Origin of the sequence: Paraburkholderia solitsugae, from assembly GCF_013177695.1 — a bacterium.
GTDB lineage: Bacteria > Pseudomonadota > Gammaproteobacteria > Burkholderiales > Burkholderiaceae > Paraburkholderia > Paraburkholderia solitsugae.
The window spans coordinates 17,476-41,546 of sequence record NZ_WOEY01000134.1; the positions used below are offsets into that span (position 1 = coordinate 17,476).

A 24,071-nucleotide genomic window follows, 5' to 3' on the forward strand; every position below is an offset into this window, starting at 1 on the left:
GGCCGGCAAAGAGAAGTAGGTGCCGCCCCGCACAGGGGCAACGCTAATAAACCAATAAGAAATCAAGGAGAGGCCAACGCCGTAGGCGTACAGACGAACAAGCGTCGACGAGACCAACAAATCAAGGAAAGGCCAACACCGTAGGCATACAAACAAAAAGCGCCGCGCAGGCAAACAAACCAAACCATTATTCGCCGCCAGGCGCCCGCGTCGCCTCTTCAAACCGCCGGTTTGCCTCAGCCACCTCGGCCCTAAACTGCTGCAACGCACTAACCGCCACATCCGGCGGCGTCAAAGCCGCCCACAACACATCGATCAACTGATCCGCGGTAGCGTCAATATCAATATGCCGGTTCGCCAGCGTGGCGTCCCAAAGCACATGTTCCATCGGCCCAAACACCATCGACCGCAATAGCCTCAACGGCATATCAGCCCGAATCTGCCCCGCCTCCTGACCCTGCGCCAACACCCGCATCAACGGCGCCGTATACCGCCGCTGCAACTCGGTCAGCGCCTCACTCAACTCATGATGCCGAGCCCGACCCTCGGACAACACCAAAGCACACAGGTCAGTGCCGTTGAGCAGCATCAACCGCAAATGCGTGCGCACAATAAAAGCAAACTGCTGCCGCACACTGCCATCACGCGGCAACCCGGACTCGATCGCTTCAATGATCTCGTCGTACCAGTCGCCGATCACCCGCGCGCATAACTCGCGCTTGCCGCGGAAATAACTGAATACAGTCGCCTCGGAAATGCCCAGGCGCTGCGCAATCTCCGCCGTCGTCGCGCGCTCGTAGCCCTTCTCGGAAAAGACGTCGCGCCCCGCCTGCAATATTTCCTTCACGCGCTGCTGCGACTTGCGCCCGGCCGGCTGGCGGCGCGAGGCAGGTAACTCAGCCTTCAAGGCAACCGTCATATGAGTCCAGTTCAGTTTTGGGAGGCCAATAGCCTCGGTGACCCCGATCCCATCACTGTATAGCGGCTCCAGACACGTGCCAACCAGTTTCTGAGTGATACTCAAAAATACCACTTGACGCTTACGTAAATCTGGCGTGAAATGCGGCTTGAACGTTTCGCGCCTCGTGCAGGGTGATGAGGGTGGCCCACAAAGCCGCCGCCGCCCGCTGAGCCGCACTCAGACGAGCCGGTGCCCACCCAGGCGGACCGGCCGCCAACGAACTCTGGAGACACAGCAATGAGCAACCTGCCCGGTTTGCAATTCCCGCTCGGCGAAGAAATCGAAATGCTGCGTGACAGCATCGCCGGATTCGCTGCCAAAGAAATCGCCCCGCGGGCCGCGGAAATCGACCGCACCGACCAGTTCCCCATGGACCTGTGGCGAAAATTCGGCGACCTGGGCGTGCTCGGTATGACCGTCTCGGAGGAATACGGCGGCGCGAACATGGGCTACACGGCGCACATGATCGCGATGGAAGAAATCTCTCGCGCCTCGGCATCGGTCGGTCTCTCGTACGGCGCGCACTCGAATCTGTGCGTCAACCAGATTCACCGCAACGGCACGGCAGCGCAAAAGGAAAAGTATCTGCCCAAGCTCGTCTCCGGTGAGCACATCGGCGCACTCGCCATGAGCGAGCCGAACGCGGGCTCGGACGTCGTCAGCATGAAGCTGCGCGCGGACAAGAAGGGCGATCACTATGTGCTGAACGGCACGAAAATGTGGATCACCAACGGCCCGGATTGCGACACGCTCGTCGTCTACGCAAAAACCGATCTCGAAGCGAATTCGCGAGGCATTACCGCGTTTATCGTCGAGAAGGGCATGAAGGGCTTCTCGGTCGCGCAGAAGCTCGACAAGCTCGGCATGCGCGGGTCGCACACCGGCGAACTGGTGTTCCAGGACGTCGAAGTGCCGGAAGAAAATATTCTTGGCCAGTTGAACGGCGGCGTGAAGGTGCTGATGAGCGGCCTCGATTACGAACGCGCCGTGCTCGCCGGTGGCCCGACCGGCATCATGGTCGCGGTCATGGATGCGATCGTGCCGTATATCCACGACCGCAAGCAGTTCGGCCAGCCGATCGGTGAATTCCAGCTGATTCAAGGCAAGGTCGCCGATCTGTACACCACGCTGCAAGCGTGCCGCGCGTATCTCTACGCAGTGGGCCGTCAACTCGATACGCTCGGCAACGGACATATTCGCCAGGTGCGTAAGGACTGTGCGGGCGTGATTCTCTACACCGCTGAAAAAGCGACTTGGATGGCTGGTGAGGCGATTCAGATTCTCGGTGGCAACGGCTATATCAACGAGTATCCGGTCGGTCGTTTGTGGCGCGATGCGAAGCTCTATGAAATCGGCGCAGGCACGAGCGAAATCCGCCGCATGTTGATCGGCCGCGAACTGTTCGCCGAAACGGCTTGAGCCAACAGCACTGCGCGTCGCTGCAGGCCTACAAAAAGCGGCTATAGCAATCAACTTGCATGGGACCAGAGTAAGTGCTTTGCATGGGATCAGAGTAGCGCGCTAAAGCGCGAACTCTGATCGACAGCTAAAGCGCCAACTCTGGTCGACTCGCACTTTGCATGGGACCCGAGTAAGCGCTGAAGCGCTAACTCGGGTCGACACCGGAGAAACCACGCAATGCCGATCATTGAATCAAAACTGAATCCGCGCTCGGACGACTTCCGCACCAATGCGGCGGCGCTCGAAGCGCTGGTCGCCGATCTTCGCGCGAAGGTCGAGAAACTCGCGCTGGGCGGCGGGCAAGCGGCGCGCGACAAACATACTGGCCGCGGCAAACTGCTGCCGCGTGAGCGCATCGAGAAACTGCTCGATCCGGGCACGCCGTTTCTCGAGTTCTCGCAACTCGCGGCCTATGGCATGTACCACAACGACGCGCCGGGCGCGGGTGTCATCACCGGCATTGGCCGCATCGCGGGGCAGGAGTGCGTGATCGTCTGCAATGACGCGACGGTCAAGGGCGGTACTTACTATCCGGTCACCGTTAAAAAGCACGTGCGGGCGCAGGAAATCGCCGCCGAGAATCATTTGCCGTGCGTCTACCTCGTCGACTCGGGCGGTGCGAATCTGCCTAATCAGGACGACGTGTTCCCCGATCGCGATCACTTCGGCCGCATCTTCTTTAATCAGGCCAATCTGTCCGCGGCAGGCATTCCGCAAATCGCCGTCGTGATGGGCTCGTGCACGGCAGGCGGCGCCTATGTGCCGGCCATGAGCGATGAGTCGATCATCGTCAAGAATCAAGGGACGATTTTTCTGGGCGGGCCGCCGCTCGTCAAAGCCGCAACCGGTGAAGTGGTGAGCGCGGAAGACCTCGGCGGCGGCGATGTGCATACGCGCTTGTCGGGCGTGGTCGATCATCTCGCGCAGAACGATGCGCATGCGTTGGGCATTGCGCGCAGCATCGTCGGCAATCTGAATCGCACGAAGCAGGTGCCGGTGGCGTTGCAGGAACCGAAGCCGCCGCGCTACGACGTGAAGAGCATGTACGGCGTGATCCCCGTCGACACGCGCAAGCCGTTCGATATTCGCGAGGTGATCGCGCGCATCGTCGACGATTCCGCTTTCGACGAATTCAAGGCTCGCTACGGGACGACGCTCGTGTGTGGCTTCGCGCATATCTGGGGGCATCCGGTCGGCATCATCGCGAACAACGGCATCCTGTTTTCGGAGTCGGCGCTCAAGGGCGCGCACTTCATCGAACTGTGCTGCCAGCGCAAGATTCCGCTGGTGTTCCTGCAGAACATCACGGGCTTCATGGTGGGCCGCAAGTACGAAAACGAAGGCATCGCGCGTAACGGCGCGAAGATGGTAACGGCCGTGGCCACGGCGAAGGTGCCGAAGTTCACGGTGATCATCGGCGGTTCGTTCGGGGCGGGCAACTATGGCATGTGCGGCCGCGCGTATTCGCCGCGCTTCCTGTGGATGTGGCCGAACGCGCGTATTTCGGTGATGGGCGGCGAGCAGGCGGCGTCGGTGCTGGCCACGGTCAAGCGCGACGGCATCGAAGGCAAGGGCGGTTCGTGGAGCGCCGAAGAGGAAGAGACATTCAAGCAGCCGATCCGCGACCAATACGAGCACCAGGGCCACCCGTATTACGCGAGCGCGCGTCTGTGGGACGACGGTGTGATCGACCCGGCGCAAACCCGCGACGTGCTCGGCCTCGGCCTTTCGGCGACGATGAATGCGCCAATCGAAGACACGCGTTTCGGCGTGTTCAGAATGTGACAGTGCGCTACGAGAGAGGAGCTGCAACGATGCAATACGAAACGCTGAATGTCTCACTCGCGGGTCAGATCGCCACGGTCACGCTGAATCGGCCGGACGTGCGCAACGCGTTCAACGAAACGATGATTGCCGAAGTGACGTCGGCTTTCACGGCCCTGAACGCGCGCGACGACGTGCGCGCGGTCGTGCTCGCCGCGAACGGCAAGGCGTTCTGCGCGGGCGCCGATCTGAACTGGATGAAGAAGATGGCCGGCTACTCGGACGACGAGAACCGCGCCGACGCGATGCTGCTCGCGAACATGCTGTCGTCGATCTATCGCTGCAACAAACCGGTGATCGCGCGCGTGAACGGCGACGCGTACGCGGGCGGCATGGGTTTGATCTCGGCGTGCGATATCGTCGTCGCGGTGGAAAGCGCGCGTTTTTGCCTCTCGGAAGCACGTCTCGGCCTCATCCCTGCGACCATCGCGCCGTATGTGATCCGCGCGTTGGGCGAGCAGGCGTCGCGGCGCTACTTCACGACCGCGGAGCAGTTCGATTGCGCGACGGCGTTTCGCCTGGGCCTTGTCAGTGAAGCGGTCAGCGCGGAGCAACTCGACGCGACCGTGCAGCAGATCGCCGAAACGCTCTGCGCAAACGGTCCGCAAGCCGTGCGTGCCTGCAAGCAGCTCGTGCAGGACATCGCCGGTCACGAGTTGAACGAAGCCATGATCGAAGACACGGCGGCACGCATCGCCCGCACGCGAGCCGGTGCGGAAGGCCGTGAAGGCGTCGCGTCGTTCCTCGAAAAGCGCACGCCGTCCTGGCGCGATTGACATGCCGTTGAAACGTAACTGAAGCGCACCTGAAGCGCGGGCAAGCCCCCACTCCAGGGCGCTGCCCGGCCTTCGCCAGAACAACTCAGCCCCGAACGGGACACTTCACCGAGACACCTCATGTTCAACAAGATCCTGATTGCCAACCGCGGTGAGATTGCCTGCCGGGTCGCCGCGACCTGCAAGCGGCTCGGTATCGCGAGCGTGGCCGTGTATTCCGATGCGGACGCCAACGCGAAACACGTGGCCGCCTGTGACGAGGCGGTGCATATCGGCGGATCGACCGCGGCGGAAAGCTATCTGCGCGTCGAACGCATTATCGAAGCCGCGCGTGCGACCGGCGCACAAGCGGTGCATCCAGGCTACGGTTTCCTGTCGGAAAACGAAGACTTCGCGCATGCCTGCGAAGCAGCCGGCATCGTCTTCATCGGACCGCCGGTCGAGGCGATCGCCGCGATGGGCTCGAAAGCGGCCGCGAAGGCACTGATGCATGCGGCCGCCGTGCCGCTCGTGCCGGGTTATCACGGCGACGATCAGGATCCGCAGTTGCTGCATCGCGAAGCCGATGCGATCGGTTATCCAGTCCTGCTGAAGGCGAGCGCGGGCGGCGGCGGCAAAGGCATGCGCGTCGTCGAACGCACGGAAGACTTCGCGGCGGCATTGGCATCGTGCAAACGCGAAGCGGCCAGCAGTTTCGGCAACGATCGCGTGCTGATCGAAAAGTATCTGACGCGGCCGCGTCACGTGGAAGTGCAGGTGTTCGCGGACCGTCACGGCGGCGCGGTGTATCTGTTCGACCGCGACTGCTCGGTGCAGCGGCGTCACCAGAAGGTGCTGGAAGAAGCGCCGGCACCGGGCTTGTCCGCGGAAATCAAACGCGAGATGGGCGAAGCGGCCGTGGCCGCCGCGCGTGCGGTGAATTACGTCGGGGCCGGCACGGTCGAGTTCATCATGACCAGCACGGGCGACTTCTACTTCATGGAGATGAACACGCGCCTGCAGGTCGAGCATCCGGTCACGGAAATGGTGACGGGGCAGGACCTGGTGGAATGGCAACTGCGCGTCGCTGCGGACGAACCGCTGCCGCTCACGCAGCAAGAGCTGAAAATCGACGGCCACGCGATCGAAGCGCGTATCTATGCCGAGCATCCTGCGCGCGGCTTCCTGCCGTCGACGGGCACGCTCAAGCATTTGCGCATGCCGGAAGGCGTCGAATTCTCGATCAGCGCGGCAGGCGCGGGCGACTCGGATCGCAAAGCGCCGGTACGTATCGACAGCGGCGTGCGCGAAGGCGACACCATTACGCCGTTCTACGATCCGATGATTGCCAAGCTGATCGTCCACGGCGCGACGCGCGAAGAGGCGCTTGCGCGAATGAATCGTGCGCTGCGCGCCTGCGAAGTGGTCGGTCCACACACCAACGTCGAGTTCCTGCAACGCATCGTCACGAGCGAACCGTTCGCGACCGGCGATCTCGATACGGGGTTGATCGAGCGTCATCACGATGCCTTGTTCGCGCCCGTCAAGAAACCCTTCAAGGAAGCCCTGGCGCTCGCCTGCGCGGCGTTGCTGACGCGCGAAGGCGGCACCGCGCACGGCGCGTCGCCGTGGGATGCGCTATCGCACTGGCGCCTGAACAGCGGTTATACGCAGACGCTCGGCTGGCGCAATATCGACAACAGTGAGAACGAAAGCGTTTTCCCGGTCACGTTTGCGCGCGACGGCGCCACGCAAATGCTCGAACACGACGGCGTGCGCGAGGACTTCACGTGGTCGGCCGGCACGGGGCAGCATGAATACCGCGCGACGATCGGCGATGCGCGGGTAACAGGGCGCGTTTTTATCGACGGCGATACGTTCCACGTGTTCTGCCTCGGCGACGCGCTGGCATTCGAGTGGCAGAACCTGCTCGCGCATGCCGCGGATGCTGAAGGCGGCGAAGGCCGTTTGACCGCGCCGATGCCGGGCAAGGTGATCGCGGTGCTGGTCGAACCGGGCACGGTGGTGGAGAAGGGTACGCCGCTGATCGTGATGGAAGCGATGAAGATGGAGCACACGATCGGCGCGCCGGCGGCAGGCACGGTGAAGGAAGTGCTGTATGCGGTCGGCGATCAGGTCGCCGATGGGGCGCAGCTTCTCGTGCTGGATGTGGGGTAACCGCGGGATTCAAGCGAGGCGCGCGTAGCCGGTGGCACGCGCTTCGTTTTCGAGTTGCTCGATCCGTTCGTAGTCCGTGGGCGGCAACGCCGAAAAGCCCGTCAAACGCAGGCGTTTGGCGCGCTCGGGCTGCGCAAGGTGCGCTTCGTTCAGTGCTTCGCGCAGCGTCTCGATCGTCGCGGCCGGCACGTTGTGGGAGGCGATCAAAGGCAATCCCGGCGATGCCGCGGTCACACCGATCTGCCGAACCTTTTGCGCCAGTTCCGGCAATTCATCGCAGACAAAAGCGAACGTCACGCAGTCGATCGCGGCGACGTCCGCACGATTTTCGACTACCGCTCGCAATGAGCCAAGATGCGAACCGGTGCGCAGAACCGCGCTGAAAAATGCGCCGTCGCGCGCAAGCGGCGCCACCGCGTGGCGAAACACATTCATGCCGCTATTCGAATCGTCCTGATTGTAGGCGGCGCGGGCGCCACGGCACGCCGCGAGCGAATCGAACTGAGCCTCCGCCCGTGTAACCAGTACGCTCGAATAATCCGCGCCTTCGCAACCCGGCGCGTCGAATCGCGGCGTGGCGATCAACTGAACCTGCTCGTTTAAACCGTGCATCAGGGGGAAGCCGCAGGTCTGCGAGAGCAGTACGTTGGGGCGTCGCCAGAAACCATGCAGTTCCTCGTCGGGTTCGACGATGCGGCACGCTGGCGTAACCAGGCGCAAGACGTCGTCCAGCCACTCGCGCCACACGGTGGCGAGCGCGGGCGTCACGTTGTACATCGGCAGGGCGGCGATCCAGGTCATGGACGCGATTCTGGCATACCTAATGTCTGACCATTCGGAATTCGTCCAGACCCAGGCGCACGGGCTCGGTCTGTTTGAACGGCCATTTACATTCCACCACCTTCAATATTTCCAGTTGCGAGTCTTCGAACGCGACGAGCAAATCCTTGCGCCGCTTGCTTGCGGCCCCGCAATAGGTCATCAGTGCCTCGGCGCTGACCTCAAAGACCTGCACCCGATCGTCAAAACAGACTCGGAAGGCGACAGTGGCGCATTCCGTGACACAGGGCCTAAATCCTTCATCGACATATACCGACATGGCAACCTCCCGCCGCACGCCTGAGTGGTCAGCATGGCAAGCCGTCGGCTTTCGGTCTGTGGGAAAACCGGCATTCGGCGTGAAAATGCCAGATCCCCGCTTCACCTTGCCGGTCGGAAACAGAACTCACCCGCGTGGAAGCATGCGTAACCCGATTTTGCGCCAGGATGGCGGGTCCGTCATTCAGAGTTCTAGCGACAGTCCGTCCGTCGCGACTGCGTCACCGGCAACCGGCCGCCCCATGCAGATGAGGGCGTGGCCTGCGTCGATGGCGGCGTCCGTGGGTTCTTCGTAAGCGACGTGGCCGTTCAACACGCGCGTGGAGCAGGTGCCGCACATCCCGGACCGGCAACTCGACTGCGCGGCGATGCCGCATGCCTCGGCGAATTCGAGCAGCGTGCCGTCCTTTGGCCGCCATTGAACCGTGCGGTGCGATCGCGCGAACGTCACGGGTATGCCACCCTCGGCGCTTTCCGGTACGTTCGCGAGCTGCGCGCCTCGTGCGTCTTGCTGCACCGCCGGGGGGATCGCAGGCGTGCGCTTGACGGTTGCCGGTCCAAACGCCTCGAAGCGGATTCTGCTATCGGCGACGTTGAGCGCGCGCAATCCTTCATACAGTTCGCGCATGAACGATTCGGGACCACACAGATAGAAGTCGTAGTCGTCGAACGGCAGTGCGCGCTTGATTTCCGCCACGCTCACGCGACCGGGCACGGTGCCGGAAGGCGCGTGGGTGGCCGGGGCGGCGGCGCTGTCGAACAGGTGGATCGAGACCGCCGGATGGTGCGACGCGAGTTCCCGCAAGTGCGCGCTGAACGGTCGATCGCCGTCGCTTCGCGCGCCATGGAAGAAATACAGCGGCTTGGGCGGCGTTTGCGGCTCATAGGCTGCCATTGCGTGATGCAGCATCGTGATCATCGGCGTGATGCCAATGCCCGCCGAAATGAATACGGCGAGGCGCGGGCTCGCTGAATCGTAGGTGAATGCGCCGCGCGGTGCCATCGCTTCGACCTGCATGCCGGCGGCGAAGCGTTCGTGCAGCCAGCTGGAGCCGACTCCGTCGCGCTTCACGGTGATCCGGTACTGCTGCCGATTGCTCGCGTCGGACAGCGTATAGGCGCGCGTCAGCGGCTTGTCCAGGCCGTCGACCGGCACGCGGATCGGCAAGTACTGGCCGGGCTCGTACGCCGGTAACGGTGCGCCGTCCGTCGATTCAAAATAGAACGAGCGGATCATCGGCGTTTCGTCGTGAACGGCGGCGATCCTGAGCTTCTTCCACGGCGATCCGAGCGATGGAGTTGGCAGTGAATCGGATAGTGAAGCGGGTACTGACGCGGCAGTCACGAACTGCGGCGCATAGGCGACTTCGGACCAGCGAAACGGTAACGCCTTGCGGCTGCGCCGCACTTCGGTAATACGAAAGCGTACGAGGCGCTCGGCCAGGGGGAAGTCGGCCAGTTCCGGACCGTCCCAGACGATCTCGGCCAGGGCCGCGACGTACAGCAGGTCGCCGCTCGCGAAGTCGACGAACAGTAAGCCAACGCGCGGATTGTGGAGCAGGTTGCCGAGCGTGTTGAAGAAGCGATTGCCGCTGAAATCGGGTGTTGTCAGCGTGGTGGCGTCATCAATGCGCACGAAGCCCGGCATGCCGCCACGATGCGATACATCGGCGCCGCGAGCCGGGCCTGCTTCTTCGCCGACATTGGCGCTGGCGATAAAAAAAGTATCCGCGTTGGCGAGCAAGGCGCGGTCCGCATCGCTGAGTTGGGTCGCCGTCTCGACGGGTGTCCGCGTACTGGTTTCGCCGCGTGCGACGAAGGTCGGCGTACGGCTTTGAATGTATTTTGCGCAGTTGCCGAAGCTTTGCATGACCTCGAGCATGACGGTGTCGCCCTCGACCGACGACACGACGCCGTTGACGCGATTGCGCCGGCGCGTCTGCGCTTGCAGTCCCAGGCCGCCGATCATCATGCCGGGTTGCCAGCGGCCCGCCAGTGGATCGCCCGGTAAAACGCCGCCGTCGATCCGCAAGGTGCGTGCGTCAGGGGACGATACAAAGCCCGCTTCGGCGGCGCGCAGGGTTGCCCACGGCTGGCCGTTTGCGTCGAGACCACCGAACACCATGAACGGCTGCTCGGAAAAAAACTGCCGATGCTGATCCGGCATATGTCGACGGATGCCTCGACGACCGTTCGACGCCGCCTCCTCGGTCACGCCTGCACGTCGCTGTGCCACGATTTCGGCGGCGTGAAAGGGCGACTCGGCGGCGTCCCAACCGCGCGGCGCGCTGGAAGAAAGGGAAGACATATCGGCCTCTGCCGGTTACGGCATGTGTGTTGCTCAGGTTACGCGGCGACTAGTCCGGCTTTCGTCGCCGGCATCGCAATGAAGCGTGGCAGTGCTTCGACACGACGCAGCCATGCCCGGATGTTCGGGTACGGCTCGAGCGATATGCCGCCTTCCGGCGCATGCGCGATGTACGTGTGCGCGGCGATGTCGGCAATGCTCACACGGTCGCCTGCCGCGAAATCTTTGCTGGCAAGCTCCGCGTCGAGCACGTCGAACAGTTTCAGGGCGATCTTCTGCGCGGTGTCGAGATTGAGTGGCGCGCCGAATACCGTGACCAGCCGGGCGGCGCACGGTCCGTAAGCGATCTGCCCGGCCGCGAGCGAGAGCCAGCGTTGCACGGCCGCGGCGCCAAGTGCGTCTTCCGGCAGCCATGAGGCGTCGCCATAGCGTTTCGCCAGATAGACGAGGATGGCATTGGAATCGAACAGTACCGTGTCGCCATCTTCGATCGTCGGCACCTGGCCGAACGGGTTGAGCTTCAGATATTCAGGGCGGCGATTGTCGCCGGCACGCATGTCCAGTTCGATCACTTCAAACGGCAGATCGAGTAAGGTCAGGAACAGCTTGACGCGGTGTCCGTGCCCGGAGAGGAGCGTGGTGTGAAGGCGGATCGGCTGGGCGGGTTTGGCGGCAGACATGGAAAGCTCCTGGATCGGGAAAAGCCGACAACCGTCGGCTGGAATGAAGTAAGCCTACCGACTCGCGGCGCAACGCAGAAGCCTGCTAAGCTAGAAAACATAATCAATCAAAGATGGACAATCGGCGAATGGCAGATCTACGGGATGTCAATCTGAACCGCCTTGCGATTTTTGTTGCGGTGGTGGAAGCGGGCTCTTTTACCGCGGCCGCAGCGCGCCTCGGACTCACGAAAACCATGGTCAGCACGCACATACAGCGGCTCGAGCGCGAGATCGGCGCGGGCCTGCTGGTCCGAACCACGAGGCGGCTCAGCGTGACCGAAAGCGGGCGTGCCTTCTACGAGGCAAGCTGCAAGATCTTGCTGGCAGCCGAGGACGCGCTATCGGTCGTGTCGGGGGAATCGGCGCCGTTGCGAGGCACGCTGCGCGTGAGTTCACCGATCGACTATGGGACGTTGGTCGTGACGCCCGCGCTGGTCGAGATGCGCCGCATGTATCCGGAACTCGACATCGAACTGGTCTGCAACGACCACTATGTGGATCTGATCGCGGAGGGTATCGACGTGGCGATCCGTCTGGGGCAACTTGCCGACTCGGGCTACCGGGCGGTGAAGCTCGGTGGGTTCGTCAAATGGATCGTCGCGAGCCCGGAATTCATTGGTGCGTGGGGTAAGCCGAAAACGCCGGCTGCGCTCGCGGCCATGCCTCATGTCGCATTGTCTGTGTTGCCGCATCCGCTGACGCTCGATCTGCAGCGTGCGAAAGGCGCAAGACAAAGTGTGCGGTGCGAGAATGTTCTGCTGGTGAATACGGCCGATGCCGCACGTGCGGCGACGCTCGCGGGCGGTGGATTCGGATTGCTGACTGATTTTTCGATTGCGGCAGACGTGGCGGCGGGGCGGCTGGTCCGCTTGTTGCCTGATTGGGCCGGCAAGCCCAAGGGCATCTACGCGGTGTTTCCCCCTACCCGTTATCCGACGTCTAAGGTACGTGCGTTGATTGACGTGATCAGGAGAAGGCTTGAACCGCAAGTGGGCGGCTAGCGCCGGACATGCGGACCTTCCTTGAAACGCTGTAGCAGTGTGGGGCGCTTCAACCGTTCTTCACGCGAGCGGCTACGCGCGGCCGATTTGCGGGCTTGTCGGGAGCTGATTCGGCCTGGTCCGAACGTTGCGCCGCCGCTTGCTTGCCAAAGACGAGCGCCTCGACCATCTGCCAATAGGCGTCAACCACAGCGGGATCGGATGCGGAAACATTGCTGGTCGCCAGCATTTCCGGGCCGAATCCAGATAGGGTCGATGTCAGGCTGATCATGAGATAGTGCAAGAGGATCGGCTCGACCTGGGGTAAAGCGTGTTCATTCTGTGCCGCGCGAATCTGCGGAATTAACCAGCTGATCAATGGCTTGAGCACCGTGTCGGCAAGCCACTGCAATCGAGGGCTGTACACAAGGAACTCTTGAAGCATGAAACGATGGAACTGGGGAAAATCAACCGTGAACCGAAACAAAGCGCGATACACCAGTCTTACCCGGTCCGCCGCCTCGGCAGGGGGCGTATCGGTCAGATAGGCCTCCCACTCATGGCGGATGCGTTCGAATACATACTCCGCGACCGCCTGCCAGAGAACGTCCTTGGATCGGTAATGGTAGGTGATCAGCGGATGTTGCAACCCAATGCGATCCGCGATGCTCCGAATACTCGCAGCCTCAAAGCCCTTCGATGCGAATTCGGCAAGTGCCGCGTTCAGAATCGCGGAGCGGGTTTCCTGCGACCGCTGCTGCTCTGCGCGTTTGAGTTCGGTTGGTCTGCTTTTGCTGCTAGCGTTCTTGGGACCTGTGCTATCCACCATTTGATTTCTCGATTGGGAATTTCGTTACTTCTGCGTTCCAGTGCCTTTCGCCTCTGACAGGCCAACACTCTCTAGGCGTAGCAGGCTACGCGTCCGTCAGCGAGGGCGGGCTTCACAAAGGTATCACACACGCGCCCGTCGAATCTTGACCGTCGCTGAACCTGCTGTGCACCGTTGATTTGGCCGGCACAGTAACACATTGCAATGAGTGATCCAATTCATCGGACAAAAGTTGCGCCGCCCGTGCGGCGTGCTCTGCCGACCCGCCGCTTCCATGGTGTCTAATTTTCTTTTAAATTAACACATCGTAAAGTATAATGGGGCGGTAACTTTGGCGGGTCCAGCTGTTCCACCCGGCCGAGGACAGAACTGAATCCGACTACAGATTTGATTCACGGGCCAAGGACACATGGAAAGCAAAATCACGCTGACATCAAGTGACGACATCGCTTTCGTTACGATGGTGAACGAAGCACGCGCGAACTCGATCGACAAGGCGTTCTGCGATGAGTTGCTGGCCGTCCTCCACGAAATTGAGGGGTCGTCGAAGTATCGTGCGGTGATCCTTCAAGCCAGAGGCCGAATATTCTCGGCCGGCGGAGATCTTCGTCAGATTTTTGACGGACTGCAGCGTTCCGACTCCTTCCTCGAATCCCTGATTAGCGCACTGAACGCCACGATTATGGCGATCCGGCGCTTGCCGATACCTGTGATCGCTAGCGTTCAGGGGGCGGCAGCGGGTGCGGGCTTTTCGCTGGCCATGGCGTGCGACCTGGTGGTGGCGTCGAGCGCTGCCCGCCTTGTCGTCGGCTACGCCAAGCTGGGGACATCTAGCGACGGTGGCCTGTCTTTTCATCTGGCGCGCCGATTGGGGGCGGCGAGGGCATTGGAGATCATGTTGACGCGGGACTCGTTGAGTGCAGACGAGGCCAGGCTGCTGGGGCTCGTCCAGAGTATTGCGGAACCCGCTTCCCTGCAGGAAGCCAGTCTGGCGCTCGCGCGGAAAGTCATGGATATACCCGCGGCGGCGATTAGAGAAACGAAATCGCTGGTCGGAATGGCGGCCGAAGATAACCTTGAGCGCCATCTTGAAGAGGAAAAGCGCGCATTCCTGCGATGCGCGGCGACGGAAGCGTTTTCCCAACGCGTCGCGCAATTCATCGCCAACTCCGAGTCGCCCAGAAGCGCGTCGACCTGATGACGACAACGCGTCTCAAGAACGGTCTGCAGAAGTCCTGAATTGATGACGCTTTGATCTGATGCCGGCTCACCGGGTTGAGCGGTGGCATGACGCCCAAGTCGGTGCGAACACACGATCCATTGTGTAAGCCGACGCGGCATAACAGCGAATCAAAAGGCGTCGCGTGCACCGCAAGTGCGAGGTCAGTTGCACTTCATCACTGCACTACATCCCCATCCCCTTTGCCAGTTGGCGTCCTCGTAACGTCACTACCACACGCCGTCACCATCGATTTCCGATCTGACGCGCTGCCAGATTCAATCCATCCCCGGCTTCCCGGTGGCGTCGGACATTCGTTATCTTCATTCGTCGGGTGAAACATACCTGGGGATACTCCTATCCAAACTATACTGTACGACTGGAAAATTTAGATCTATCCTTCATTTCAGCACCTCTAACGTGCCAGTTAGCAGTACGTTCAAAACGACAAAGGAGACTGGAGATGAAGAGATTGTCATGGGCCGCGGCGCTTCTTTGTGTCGCTCCTGCGGTGGCGTACGCCCAAAGTTCCGTCACGCTGTACGGTCTGCTGGATGAAGGCTTGACCTACACAAGTAATCAAGGCGGACATTCAGCCTGGTTGCTTCAGAGCGGAGGTGGATCACTGTCCAGATGGGGACTGCGCGGCGCTGAAGACCTGGGTGGAGGTTACAAAGCGGTCTTTACGTTGGAAAACGGCTTTGATGTGTCCAGCGGAAACCTGTCGAACAATGGGCGTCTGTTTGGCCGACAGGCGTACGTTGGCATTTCAAGCCCGTATGGGACGCTCACGGCTGGGCGTCAATACGAGGAAGTAGCCGAAATGCTTTCCCCGATCGCTGCTGGTTTGAACTGGGCGGTCTACTTCGCTCATGCCGGTGACGTTGACAACGTTGGAGGAAGTATACGCATCAACAACTCTGTCAAATATGCCAGTCCGAAAATTGGAGGGTTCGCATTTGGTGCGCTCTATAGCTTTGGTGGGCAGCCCGGACAATTCTCCACGGATAGCGTGACGTCGGTGGGACTGAGTTACACGGGAATAAGCCTCCCACTGTATGTTGCGGCTGCCTATACGATCATCAAGAATCCGTATGCTGCCGCTTTCGATAGCATCGCGCCGCACAACATCATCTACGCCCCTTACGTGCAGAGCGCGCAAAGCGAATCCATCGCAGGGGTAGGTGCATCGTACAAGATCGGCAGCGCTTCAGTTGCCTTCATGTACACGTCGACGCAATTCAAGAAAGGCTTTCTTGGTAGTGATGTGCGGTTTGACAACTACGAGGCCAACGTCGGTTACTTCATTACGCCTTTCCTGTTCGCCGGCGCGGCGTACATTTACACGCACGGCAAAGTCGATGCGACCTCCTCGAACCCAATCTATCGGGCAATCGACCTCTACACCAACTACTTCCTGTCGAAGCGGACAGACGTTTACTTTGCGGCCGAACTGCTGAAAGCGGGGGGCTCCGCGACTCAGGCACAGATCACGTTGATTCCTTCACCATCGGGCGGACAAACCCAAGGTCTGTTGCGAGTCGGCATTCGCCACCGTTTTTAACGAACATCTGATGTCGATGCTGTCGAGGGACAGGTGAGGTCAGGCTGACACTTGACCCCGGCGGACGATCACCAAGGAAAAGGTCATGGAAAGCGTAGGCAATGTCCAGTGGGATGTGCGCAAGATTTTCAACGATATGCCCATCGGGCGAAGGCAGTGGCTGGTGTTCGCCATCTGCTTCGCAGCGACCGCAATCGAGGGTTTCGACACGATTGTGATCAGCTTCATCGCGCCTGCGATCAGCCAGCACTGGCAACTCTCGAGCGCCGCTCTTTCACCACTGGTGGCCTTTGGATTAACCGGACTGCTGGTTGGTTCGATCGTTGGAGGAACGCTGGCCGACCGTGTCGGCCGCCGAACGGTGAGCATCGTGGCAATCGCCTGGTTTGGAATCGCGGGTGTGATGTCGAGCGAAGCCCAGTCGATATTTCAGCTAGTTGGCTGGCGTTTCATAACCGGCCTTGGTATCGGTGCAGCGATGCCCGCCACGTCAGCGATCGTCGCGGAATATAGCCCCGATCGTTCACGCTCAGCGATGCTCGCATCGACTTATTGTGGATTTCTTTTCGGTGCGGCGGCCGCTGGGGTCGTGACGTCCTCGGCTATCGGGACATTGGGTTGGCGAGGCATGCTCGTACTGAGTGGTCTGTTGCCGCTTGGGGTCGTTGCCTTATTCGCGTGGCAGGTACCCGAGTCGCCGCTCTACGTCGTGGCCAGTCGACGATCCAATGAAGAGGCGCAACGAATCCTTGGCAAAGTGTTTCCGTCTTTAGACTGCTCCGGCGTGCATTTATTCAGCGCGGAGACGCGCAAATCGATCAACGGAAGTCGGGCGCTGTTGGGTGGCGAATACCGGCTTGGCACCCTGTTGACGTGGTTTACCGAGTTCGCGGGTTATCTGGCGTTCTTCCTGATTGGCAGCTGGTTGCCGACGCACCTGAAACAGATGGGACTATCGATGCACGACGCCTCGCAAGTATCGTCAATGTTCCAGTTCGGTGCGCTTGGCGGCGCGGTTCTTTTCGCGATCCTTGTCCGTCGCTATAACGTGGCGTCAGTCGTTTCCGTGGCATTCGGCGCAGGCTCGCTGCTTGTCATCGCTTTGGGCATGTCAGAAGCCACTCGGTGGCACGCGGGCGTGGTCTTCTTGTCCGGCATGGCCGTCGGAGGCCCGCTGATCTGTATCAACACCATTCCGGGCATCTTCTATCCCACTGCGCTTCGTGCGTCCGGTGGTGGCTGGAACGTTGCGGTCGGACGGCTGGGGTCCATTGTCGGTTCGTCGTTGATTGGTCTGATCGTCATATCGGGTTTCCCCTATCTGCTCACATGCGCGTTGTTGTCGATACCGCTCCTGATGGCTTGTGTATGCATGACCGTCATGGCCCGGGTGCTCGCGGCACAACGACGGATACCGGACGATCACGAGGTGGGCATCAGTACGGCATCGGCGGGTGATCCACCGTTGCAGAGCAGCATCCCGCAGTGACGGTATGGCGCTAGCACCCGGGGTCCTGGGCACGTAGCAGTTCCAGAGTCGCAACGCATTGGGGATTCAAATTTTCATCTTCGGCGTGCCGTTCGCCTTGCATACTTTACGACCGTGAAGTATAGTGAATTACGGAACCTGCTGGATCGTGCGGCTTCGAAGCGCGAACGCGAAGCGCATGTCAGCGGGTCAGGACATTTTCAGCCTTGAAAGGGCTGTCTGTTGACGCCAATCAGGCCAACGAAGGAGGAGACATGATTGAAGAACGCGACATCGTCGTAACGATGCGAGACGGAACCCGTCTTGCAGTAGACGTCTATCGACCGGATGCGGATGGCAAGTATCCCGTGCTGTACGCTTCAGCGCTGCACAACAAGGATCTTCAGGGTCCGGATATTGCGGATGTCTTGCCCCCACAGCCCGCGCAGGCGCCGCTCTGGTTCGGGCCGATCGAAGCCGGGGACACTCGCCGCTTCATCGCCAATGGTTATGTGCACGTTATTGCACAACCGCGCGGCTCGGCCAAGTCGGAAGGCCACTATGGCGAAGAGAATACCGACCATTACGACATGATCGAATGGATCACGCAGCAGCCGTGGTCCGACGGCAAGGTCGGCATGGTGGGGATCTCGGGTTTTGCGGGTGAACAATGGCGTGCGGCGGCGCAGGGACACCCCGCGCTCAAGGCAATTTTTCCGTACGACGCTTGTAGCGCATACGGAGGGATGTTCGGGTTTCGGGACTTCAATCCCGGTGGCGTCATTCACACTTTCCCGTACCTGCTCGACGTTTTCAGTACGGTGCATGAGCCGCGCGGTGTGCCGGGTACGTTACCTGATGCGCAAGAGGAACTCTGGCGCGCAGCCATGCGCAATCCCGACTACAAGATGTACATCAACCTGTACAACATCCTGACGCAGAAGGGGCAGCGCACGGGGGTGATGTACCACATCATGACGAACCCTTGGGAGCCGGAAGGGACCGTCGAACGAGCCGAGGAAATTTTCAAGTCGATCAAGGTGCCGTTCTATACGGGTTCCGGTGCCTACGCTTACACGTACAAATTGCACTGGCTTGGCGCCCAGCATTACTTCAGCAATGTCAAACAGCCGCGCAAGCTGATCTTTACGGGCCCTGCGCATCTGGAGCGGCCATTCCATCAGTACCACGACGAAGTTATTCGCTGGTACGACTACTGGCTGAAGGGTATCGACACCGGCATCATGGATGAACCCCCGGTCCGTTACTGGGTCATGGGCGCCAACGAATGGCGCACGGGTAGTGACTGGCCTTTGCCTGAGACCCAATGGGCGAAGTACTACCTTGCAGGCTGGGAACAGCTTTCCACAGATGCCCCTCGACCTTCGGCCGAAGTTGGCAACGCACATCGGGAGCCCGATGTCTTCACGCAAATGCCGCTCAAGAAGACATCCAAGGTTGAGCGCCTGCGCTACATGACCGAGCCGCTTGCGCAAGACGTGTTGGTGGCGGGTCCCATTTCGCTGATGCTCTACGCCGAGATTGATCAGACAGACACGAACTGGATTGTCGTACTCAAGGACGTGGGTCCCGACGTATCGGTCGTTACCGCACGCGTCGGCGAACGATCGGTTCCAGAGACGTTGCCGGAGCGTGAACTTACCCGCGGCTGGCTGAAAGCGTCGTACCGCGCAACGGATCCCGACCGATCCACGCCTGCGGAACCGTTTCACAAACTGACGAAAGAGTCGATCGCACCGGTCACGCCTGGCGAGATCGTCAAGTATGAAATCCAGGTGCTCGCAACGGCAAACCAGTTCAAGGCCGGCCATCGGATCTGTATCGAGATTTGCAGTATGGACGCACCGACGGGAACGGGCGCGATGACCGACGTCGAATACATTCCGTATCACGTAACCAGTAGCAATACGGTCACTCACAAGATTTACCGGGACGCTGATCGCCCCTCACATCTGCTTCTTCCATTGATTCCGATTAATGGACAGAACGCCTGAATGGCGAAACATTTCTGAGCGTCACGGACGCCTGGTGAATTTAATTGATTAGTGAGGTTAGGCGATGAAAAGCATACGTTTTGAGCGCGACGGGAAGGTTGGGAATATCGTCCTCGCGAATCCCCCCTACAACCGGCTCGATGCGCATTTTGCAGAGTGTCTCCGGGAGGCGGTTCACGAAGCTAGCGAAAGCGACATCCGGGTACTGGTCGTCCGGGCGGAGGGGCCCAACTTCAGTCTCGGTGGAGAAGTTCGCGAATGGCCAGGAAAAGACCTGAACTGGTTCCGCACCTTCGTCGCGGAAATCAACACTTCGTATCGTGCAATCGAAGCGCTCCGCGTCCCGACGGTGGCGGTGGTGCAGGGTCTGGCTTTTGGCGGCGGCTTCGAACTCGCGTTGAACTGTGACTTCATTGTGGCGGCAACCGATGCAGTGTTCCGATGCGTCGAGGTCACGACGGCGATGCTTCCCATTGCGGGAGCGCTGCAGCGGTTGGCCGAGCGAGTAGGGCGTAGCAACGCGTCCCGTTTCGCGATGCTGGGTGATCCGATTCCCGGCAGCGTGGCCCGAGACCTCGGGATTGTGACGCACGTGGCTGAACCCGATGCGCTCGAACGTGTTGCTGCCGAGCTGATTACGCGGCTCTCCGACGGTCCGACGCTTTCGTACGCAGCTACGCGCACCCTGCTGAAGGTGTGGTCAAGCGGTGGCATCGCCGGTGCGGATGCAACCATGCTGGATGTTTGCATGGACTTGTACAACACGGAGGACGCCAGGCGAGGTTTCGTCAACACAGCCGAGGCGTTCGACCGTGATCAGGAGCCCGGTGAGATGGTTTTTCACGGGAAATAGCCCGACGCTCCCCGGTGTAGTCAGGCTCGACCTCACCAGCGACGTACGGCGGCATTGCAATCGCTGCATAACCTCGGTTCGACGGACCTTTCGGCAGAAACGCGCAGCACGATGGAGGATGGCTTCATGCACACTTTACCCAGTTCCCTTACGCGCGATGTGCCTGCCGATGGCGTCGCCTACGTAATGGGTTCGACGGACGTTCCGTTGAGTGAGTCTACAGTTGGCCAGTTTCTAAGGGAAACAGCACGCCGGTTTCCTGATCAGCAAGCTGTGGTGTTCCGGGAGCAACTTGTACGATGGACATGGAAGGAGTTTGACGACCATGTCGATCAACTCGCCGCAGGTTTCCTGTCATTGGGAATAGGAAAGGGGGATCGCGTCGGCATCTGGTCTCCCAACCGGTTCGAATGGTTGCTCACGCAGTTCGCGACAGCGCGCATCGGCGCTGTGTTGGTCAACATCAACCCCGCCTATCGTGTGGCGGAACTCGAGTACGCGCTACGGAAAGTACGCTGCAAAGCGCTCGTCACCGCTGAGAGTTTCAAAACGTCGAACTACATTTCGATGTTGCTCGACATAGCGCCTGAGCTAGCGTCGCAGCAGCCGGACGAGGTGAGGGTCGCACGTCTGCCCGACCTTCGTACGGTGATTTCCGTGGGTGATTGGAGCGTGTCGGGCGTCATGTCATTCCACTCGGTCATGCAGTGCGGAGACGGGATGCTTCGAGACAAAGGGCGTGAGGTAGTCGATACCGTCGAGCAAACACTTTCTCCTCATGACCCGATCAATATCCAGTTCACGAGCGGCACCACCGGTAGCCCGAAGGGGGCAACGCTGACACACCGAAACATCGTCAACAACGCGCGTTTTGTTGGCATGGCGATGAAGCTGTCCGAAGCCGACTCACTCTGCATTCCTGTCCCGCTGTACCACTGTTTTGGCATGGTGCTCGGCGTACTGGCGTGCGTGTCGGTTGGCGCGCAGATGGTCTTCCCGGGCGAAGGATTCGACGCCGGTGCGACCCTCGCGGCGGTCGCGGAAGAGCGTTGCACCGCACTTCACGGGGTGCCGACCATGTTTATCGCTGAACTGGGGCATGCGGACTTTTCATCGTTTGACCTGAGCAGTCTGCGGACCGGCATCATGGCTGGATCGCCCTGTCCTGTCGAGACAATGAATCAGGTCGTGACCCAAATGCATATGCGAGAGGTCACCATTGCGTATGGCATGACAGAGACCAGTCCTGTGTCATTTCAAAGCGCAACCACGGATCCGCTCGATAAACGCACGACAACGGTCGGGCGGATTCAACCTCATCTCGAGGTCAAGATCGTTGATTTCGATGGTCGTACTGTATCTGTCGGTGAGACGGGAGAACTCTGTACAAGAGGGTACTCGGTGATGCTGGGGTACTGGGAAGACGATTCGAAGACGCGCGAAAGCATCGTTGACGGATGGATGCATACAGGCGATCTCGCAACCATCGACGCCGATGGATATTGCAACATCGTCGGGAGGCTGAAGGACATGGTGATTCGAGGGGGGGAGAACATCTATCCCCGCGAAGTTGAGGAATACCTCTTCAGGCATCCAAAAATACAGAATGTGCAGGTGTTTGGCGTGCCGGATGAGAAGAACGGCGAGGAGTTGTGCGCCTGGATCGTGCTTCGGAAAGGTGAAGGTTCGACTGAGGAGGACATCAGAGACTTTTGCCGGGGGCAGATCGCTCACTATAAGGTGCCAAAGTATATTCGCTTCGTTAATGAATTGCCGATGACTGTTACGGGCAAAGTACAGAAGTTCGCCATGCGTGAGGAGATGATCCGTTATCTCAATCTGACCGGGCACAAGACCGCCTGACAGGTTGGTGAAAACTGGGCGGAATCGTAAAAAATCGAGACTCGCAAACTCGCCATGATTTAGGTATCCGAAATAGATGCTGATGGCGAAATGCGGAGGTTTGCCAATTGGAGGTGTCGAATGTATGAAATAACCACGGATGTCCTCATCGTCGGGACGGGGCCAGCCGGCTCCGCCAGCGCCGCGCTGCTTTCGACGTACGGAATCAACAACATGGTCATCAATCAATATCGATGGTTGGCCAACACGCCGCGAGCGCACATCACAAACCTGCGCACCATGGAGGTCCTTCGCGACCTCGGCCAGCAGGTGGAGCAGGAGGCTTACCTGTTCGCGACCGATCAGGATCTGATGGGTGGGACGGTTTTCTGCGAAAGTCTGACCGGTGAGGAGATTGGCAGGGTGCCCAGTTGGGGGCTGCATCCGCTGTCAAGAGCGGAGCGTCAATTGTCGAGTCCGACCAAGATGAACGATTTGCCGCAGACGTTCATGGAGCCGCTGCTTTTCAAAACGGCTTGCGCGCGAGGTACCGAGGCGCGGATGAGCACGGAATATCTGAGTCATACGCAGACCGAAGAGGGTGTTCTCACGCGCTGCCGTGACCGATTGTCGGGGGAGGAGTTCACGGTCAAATCAAAGTACCTTATCGGCGCAGACGGAGGGAACTCGAAGGTCGCAAAAGACGCGGGCCTGCCTTTCGAAGGGCAGATGGGCGTGCGGGGGTCGATGAACATCTGGTTCCGCGCGGACCTGTCTGAATTCGTTGCACACCGCCCTGCGGTGTTGTACCCCATCATGCAACCGGGCGCGGAAGTGGGCGGTATCGGGATGGGCCTGATCCGGATGGTTCGGCCTTGGAACGAGTGGTTGATTGTTTGGGGCTATGACATCAACGAACCTGCGCCGGTTGTGGACGAGGCAAAGGCCACCACGATCGCGCGACAACTGGTGGGCAAGCCGGATCTCGAGATCGAACTGTTGGGTGCGAATACCTGGACAGTGAACAACATGTACGCAACTCGCATGCAAGACGGGAGAGTGTTCTGCATGGGCGATGCGACCCACCGGCACCCACCGTCCGGCGGGTTGGGCTCCAACACGTCGATTCAGGACGCGTTTAACCTCGCGTGGAAGCTCGCGGAAGTCATCAAGGGGCGCGCGGGTGAAGCGCTTCTGGATACCTATTCGGTAGAGCGTGCACCGATCGCCAAGCAGGTCGTCACCCGCGCAAACCAGTCGATTGCCGAATTTGCCCCGCTCTATAGCGCGCTTGGCATTGACAAATCGAATGACGGGGAAGTCCTGCAAGCGAATATGCATGCCCGAAGCGGATCCACGGCGGCTGCCGAAAAACAGCGGGACGAAATTCGGGAGGCGTTGGCGTTCAAGCGATATGAACTGGACGCCCAGGGTGTGGAGATGAATCAACGCTATCACTCGAGCGCTGCGGTGACCGATGGGCAAACAGAACCGGAGTTCACGCGCGACCGTGAACTGTATTACCAGGCGACGACATGGCCCGGCGCGCGTTTGCCGCATGCCTGGGTTTTCGACGCCCGTGGACGGCAACACTCCACGCTTGACCTCGCAGGACATGGGCGATTCGTACTGTTCACCGGTCTGGGAGGCGAAGCATGGGTTGAGGCTGCCTCAAGAATCGGTGAGGAGCTGGGGGTGAAGGTTGACGTACACGTTATTGGTCCGCGGCAGGCCTATGCGGACCACACTGGCGACTGGGCTCGCGTGCGTGAAATCGGCGACAGTGGCTGCGTATTGGCCCGCCCGGACCATCATGTTGCGTGGCGTAGCCTTACGTTGCCGAGTGATCCGGTAGCCGAGCTTCGCCGGGCATTGGGGCAGGTGCTCTCGAAGTAAATACTGAAGGCGGGCGTTTCGCCGGGATCGGTGTAGTTACGGATCAACGGCGAGACGCCTTCACCATTCGAGTACCATTAGTCTTGCTCGTGGCTGGC

Annotated in this window: 18 protein-coding genes; 12 read left to right on the top strand and 6 right to left on the bottom strand. The window is 60.2% G+C overall.

Annotated elements, in window-relative coordinates; genetic code table 11:
* Positions 1 to 187: 187 nt before the first annotated feature.
* Positions 188 to 919: a TetR/AcrR family transcriptional regulator gene (locus tag GNZ12_RS34430; RefSeq protein WP_172316613.1), complete on the bottom strand. Its 732-nt coding sequence runs from the start codon at positions 917 to 919 to the stop codon at positions 188 to 190.
* A 279-nt stretch (positions 920 to 1,198) separates the two neighbouring features.
* On the opposite strand from GNZ12_RS34430, the gene GNZ12_RS34435 reads away from it, so the two are divergent.
* From GNZ12_RS34435 to GNZ12_RS34450, 4 genes are all read left to right on the top strand, one after another.
* Positions 1,199 to 2,380 carry an isovaleryl-CoA dehydrogenase gene (locus tag GNZ12_RS34435; protein WP_172316442.1) on the top strand — a complete coding sequence of 394 codons (1,182 nt, stop codon included), beginning with the start codon at positions 1,199 to 1,201 and terminating at the stop codon, positions 2,378 to 2,380.
* A gap of 219 nt (positions 2,381 to 2,599) precedes the next feature.
* Positions 2,600 to 4,207, top strand: coding sequence for a carboxyl transferase domain-containing protein (locus GNZ12_RS34440; RefSeq protein ID WP_172316443.1), 1,608 nt, complete (start codon positions 2,600 to 2,602; stop codon positions 4,205 to 4,207).
* 29 nt (positions 4,208 to 4,236) lie between these two features.
* A complete protein-coding gene (locus GNZ12_RS34445; protein ID WP_172316444.1) occupies positions 4,237 to 5,022 on the top strand; it encodes an enoyl-CoA hydratase/isomerase family protein in 786 nt (261 codons plus the stop codon).
* A 120-nt stretch (positions 5,023 to 5,142) separates the two neighbouring features.
* Positions 5,143 to 7,179, top strand: coding sequence for an acetyl-CoA carboxylase biotin carboxylase subunit (locus tag GNZ12_RS34450; protein WP_172316445.1), 2,037 nt, complete (start codon positions 5,143 to 5,145; stop codon positions 7,177 to 7,179).
* A gap of 9 nt (positions 7,180 to 7,188) precedes the next feature.
* On the opposite strand, the gene GNZ12_RS34455 is transcribed toward GNZ12_RS34450, so the two are convergent.
* From GNZ12_RS34455 to GNZ12_RS34470, 4 genes are all read right to left on the bottom strand, one after another.
* Positions 7,189 to 7,980, bottom strand: a complete 792-nt coding sequence (locus GNZ12_RS34455; protein WP_172316446.1) for a phosphate/phosphite/phosphonate ABC transporter substrate-binding protein — start codon at positions 7,978 to 7,980, stop codon at positions 7,189 to 7,191.
* 19 nt (positions 7,981 to 7,999) lie between these two features.
* On the bottom strand, positions 8,000 to 8,278 hold the full coding sequence (locus tag GNZ12_RS34460; RefSeq protein ID WP_074287109.1) for a DUF1488 family protein: 279 nt from the start codon (positions 8,276 to 8,278) through the stop codon (positions 8,000 to 8,002).
* A 183-nt stretch (positions 8,279 to 8,461) separates the two neighbouring features.
* Positions 8,462 to 10,585 (bottom strand): pyridoxamine 5'-phosphate oxidase family protein, encoded by a 2,124-nt coding sequence (locus tag GNZ12_RS34465; protein ID WP_172316447.1) that lies wholly within the window; start codon positions 10,583 to 10,585, stop codon positions 8,462 to 8,464.
* 38 nt (positions 10,586 to 10,623) lie between these two features.
* Entirely contained in the window at positions 10,624 to 11,265 is a 642-nt protein-coding gene (locus GNZ12_RS34470) for a glutathione S-transferase family protein (protein WP_172316448.1), read from the bottom strand.
* Between the two features lie 128 nt (positions 11,266 to 11,393).
* Between GNZ12_RS34470 and GNZ12_RS34475 the strand changes: the two genes are divergently transcribed.
* Positions 11,394 to 12,308 (top strand): LysR family transcriptional regulator, encoded by a 915-nt coding sequence (locus GNZ12_RS34475; protein WP_172316449.1) that lies wholly within the window; start codon positions 11,394 to 11,396, stop codon positions 12,306 to 12,308.
* A gap of 49 nt (positions 12,309 to 12,357) precedes the next feature.
* Here the strand turns inward: GNZ12_RS34475 and GNZ12_RS34480 are convergent, their stop codons facing one another.
* Complete coding sequence (locus tag GNZ12_RS34480) at positions 12,358 to 13,116, bottom strand: TetR/AcrR family transcriptional regulator (protein ID WP_172316450.1); 759 nt, start codon at positions 13,114 to 13,116, stop codon at positions 12,358 to 12,360.
* 409 nt (positions 13,117 to 13,525) lie between these two features.
* Here GNZ12_RS34480 and GNZ12_RS34485 point away from each other — a divergent pair, with 409 nt between their 5' ends.
* The 7 genes from GNZ12_RS34485 to GNZ12_RS34515 all read left to right on the top strand — a co-directional run bounded on the left by GNZ12_RS34485 (position 13,526) and on the right by GNZ12_RS34515 (position 23,973).
* Complete coding sequence (locus tag GNZ12_RS34485) at positions 13,526 to 14,314, top strand: enoyl-CoA hydratase/isomerase family protein (protein ID WP_172316451.1); 789 nt, start codon at positions 13,526 to 13,528, stop codon at positions 14,312 to 14,314.
* A 484-nt stretch (positions 14,315 to 14,798) separates the two neighbouring features.
* Positions 14,799 to 15,899, top strand: coding sequence for a porin (locus GNZ12_RS34490; protein ID WP_172316452.1), 1,101 nt, complete (start codon positions 14,799 to 14,801; stop codon positions 15,897 to 15,899).
* A 136-nt stretch (positions 15,900 to 16,035) separates the two neighbouring features.
* Positions 16,036 to 17,388: an MFS transporter gene (locus tag GNZ12_RS34495; protein WP_235993976.1), complete on the top strand. Its 1,353-nt coding sequence runs from the start codon at positions 16,036 to 16,038 to the stop codon at positions 17,386 to 17,388.
* A 254-nt stretch (positions 17,389 to 17,642) separates the two neighbouring features.
* On the top strand, positions 17,643 to 19,382 hold the full coding sequence (locus GNZ12_RS34500; protein ID WP_172316454.1) for a CocE/NonD family hydrolase: 1,740 nt from the start codon (positions 17,643 to 17,645) through the stop codon (positions 19,380 to 19,382).
* A 64-nt stretch (positions 19,383 to 19,446) separates the two neighbouring features.
* Positions 19,447 to 20,235 (top strand): enoyl-CoA hydratase/isomerase family protein, encoded by a 789-nt coding sequence (locus GNZ12_RS34505; protein ID WP_172316455.1) that lies wholly within the window; start codon positions 19,447 to 19,449, stop codon positions 20,233 to 20,235.
* A gap of 126 nt (positions 20,236 to 20,361) precedes the next feature.
* Entirely contained in the window at positions 20,362 to 22,098 is a 1,737-nt protein-coding gene (locus GNZ12_RS34510; protein ID WP_172316456.1) for an AMP-binding protein, read from the top strand.
* Positions 22,099 to 22,218: 120 nt separating this feature from the next.
* On the top strand, positions 22,219 to 23,973 hold the full coding sequence (locus tag GNZ12_RS34515) for an FAD-dependent oxidoreductase (protein WP_172316457.1): 1,755 nt from the start codon (positions 22,219 to 22,221) through the stop codon (positions 23,971 to 23,973).
* Positions 23,974 to 24,071 lie beyond the last annotated feature (98 nt).

Excerpts from the sequence above, each read along its gene's own strand:
- GNZ12_RS34430 (WP_172316613.1), bottom strand. The coding sequence starts at position 919 with ATGACGGTTGCCTTGAAGGCTGAGTTACCTGCCTCGCGCCGCCAGCCG.
- GNZ12_RS34435 (WP_172316442.1), top strand. The coding sequence starts at position 1,199 with ATGAGCAACCTGCCCGGTTTGCAATTCCCGCTCGGCGAAGAAATCGAA.
- GNZ12_RS34440 (WP_172316443.1), top strand. The coding sequence starts at position 2,600 with ATGCCGATCATTGAATCAAAACTGAATCCGCGCTCGGACGACTTCCGC.
- GNZ12_RS34445 (WP_172316444.1), top strand. The coding sequence starts at position 4,237 with ATGCAATACGAAACGCTGAATGTCTCACTCGCGGGTCAGATCGCCACG.
- GNZ12_RS34450 (WP_172316445.1), top strand. The coding sequence starts at position 5,143 with ATGTTCAACAAGATCCTGATTGCCAACCGCGGTGAGATTGCCTGCCGG.
- GNZ12_RS34455 (WP_172316446.1), bottom strand. The coding sequence starts at position 7,980 with ATGACCTGGATCGCCGCCCTGCCGATGTACAACGTGACGCCCGCGCTC.
- GNZ12_RS34460 (WP_074287109.1), bottom strand. The coding sequence starts at position 8,278 with ATGTCGGTATATGTCGATGAAGGATTTAGGCCCTGTGTCACGGAATGC.
- GNZ12_RS34465 (WP_172316447.1), bottom strand. The coding sequence starts at position 10,585 with ATGTCTTCCCTTTCTTCCAGCGCGCCGCGCGGTTGGGACGCCGCCGAG.
- GNZ12_RS34470 (WP_172316448.1), bottom strand. The coding sequence starts at position 11,265 with ATGTCTGCCGCCAAACCCGCCCAGCCGATCCGCCTTCACACCACGCTC.
- GNZ12_RS34475 (WP_172316449.1), top strand. The coding sequence starts at position 11,394 with ATGGCAGATCTACGGGATGTCAATCTGAACCGCCTTGCGATTTTTGTT.
- GNZ12_RS34480 (WP_172316450.1), bottom strand. The coding sequence starts at position 13,116 with ATGGTGGATAGCACAGGTCCCAAGAACGCTAGCAGCAAAAGCAGACCA.
- GNZ12_RS34485 (WP_172316451.1), top strand. The coding sequence starts at position 13,526 with ATGGAAAGCAAAATCACGCTGACATCAAGTGACGACATCGCTTTCGTT.
- GNZ12_RS34490 (WP_172316452.1), top strand. The coding sequence starts at position 14,799 with ATGAAGAGATTGTCATGGGCCGCGGCGCTTCTTTGTGTCGCTCCTGCG.
- GNZ12_RS34495 (WP_235993976.1), top strand. The coding sequence starts at position 16,036 with ATGCCCATCGGGCGAAGGCAGTGGCTGGTGTTCGCCATCTGCTTCGCA.
- GNZ12_RS34500 (WP_172316454.1), top strand. The coding sequence starts at position 17,643 with ATGATTGAAGAACGCGACATCGTCGTAACGATGCGAGACGGAACCCGT.
- GNZ12_RS34505 (WP_172316455.1), top strand. The coding sequence starts at position 19,447 with ATGAAAAGCATACGTTTTGAGCGCGACGGGAAGGTTGGGAATATCGTC.
- GNZ12_RS34510 (WP_172316456.1), top strand. The coding sequence starts at position 20,362 with ATGCACACTTTACCCAGTTCCCTTACGCGCGATGTGCCTGCCGATGGC.
- GNZ12_RS34515 (WP_172316457.1), top strand. The coding sequence starts at position 22,219 with ATGTATGAAATAACCACGGATGTCCTCATCGTCGGGACGGGGCCAGCC.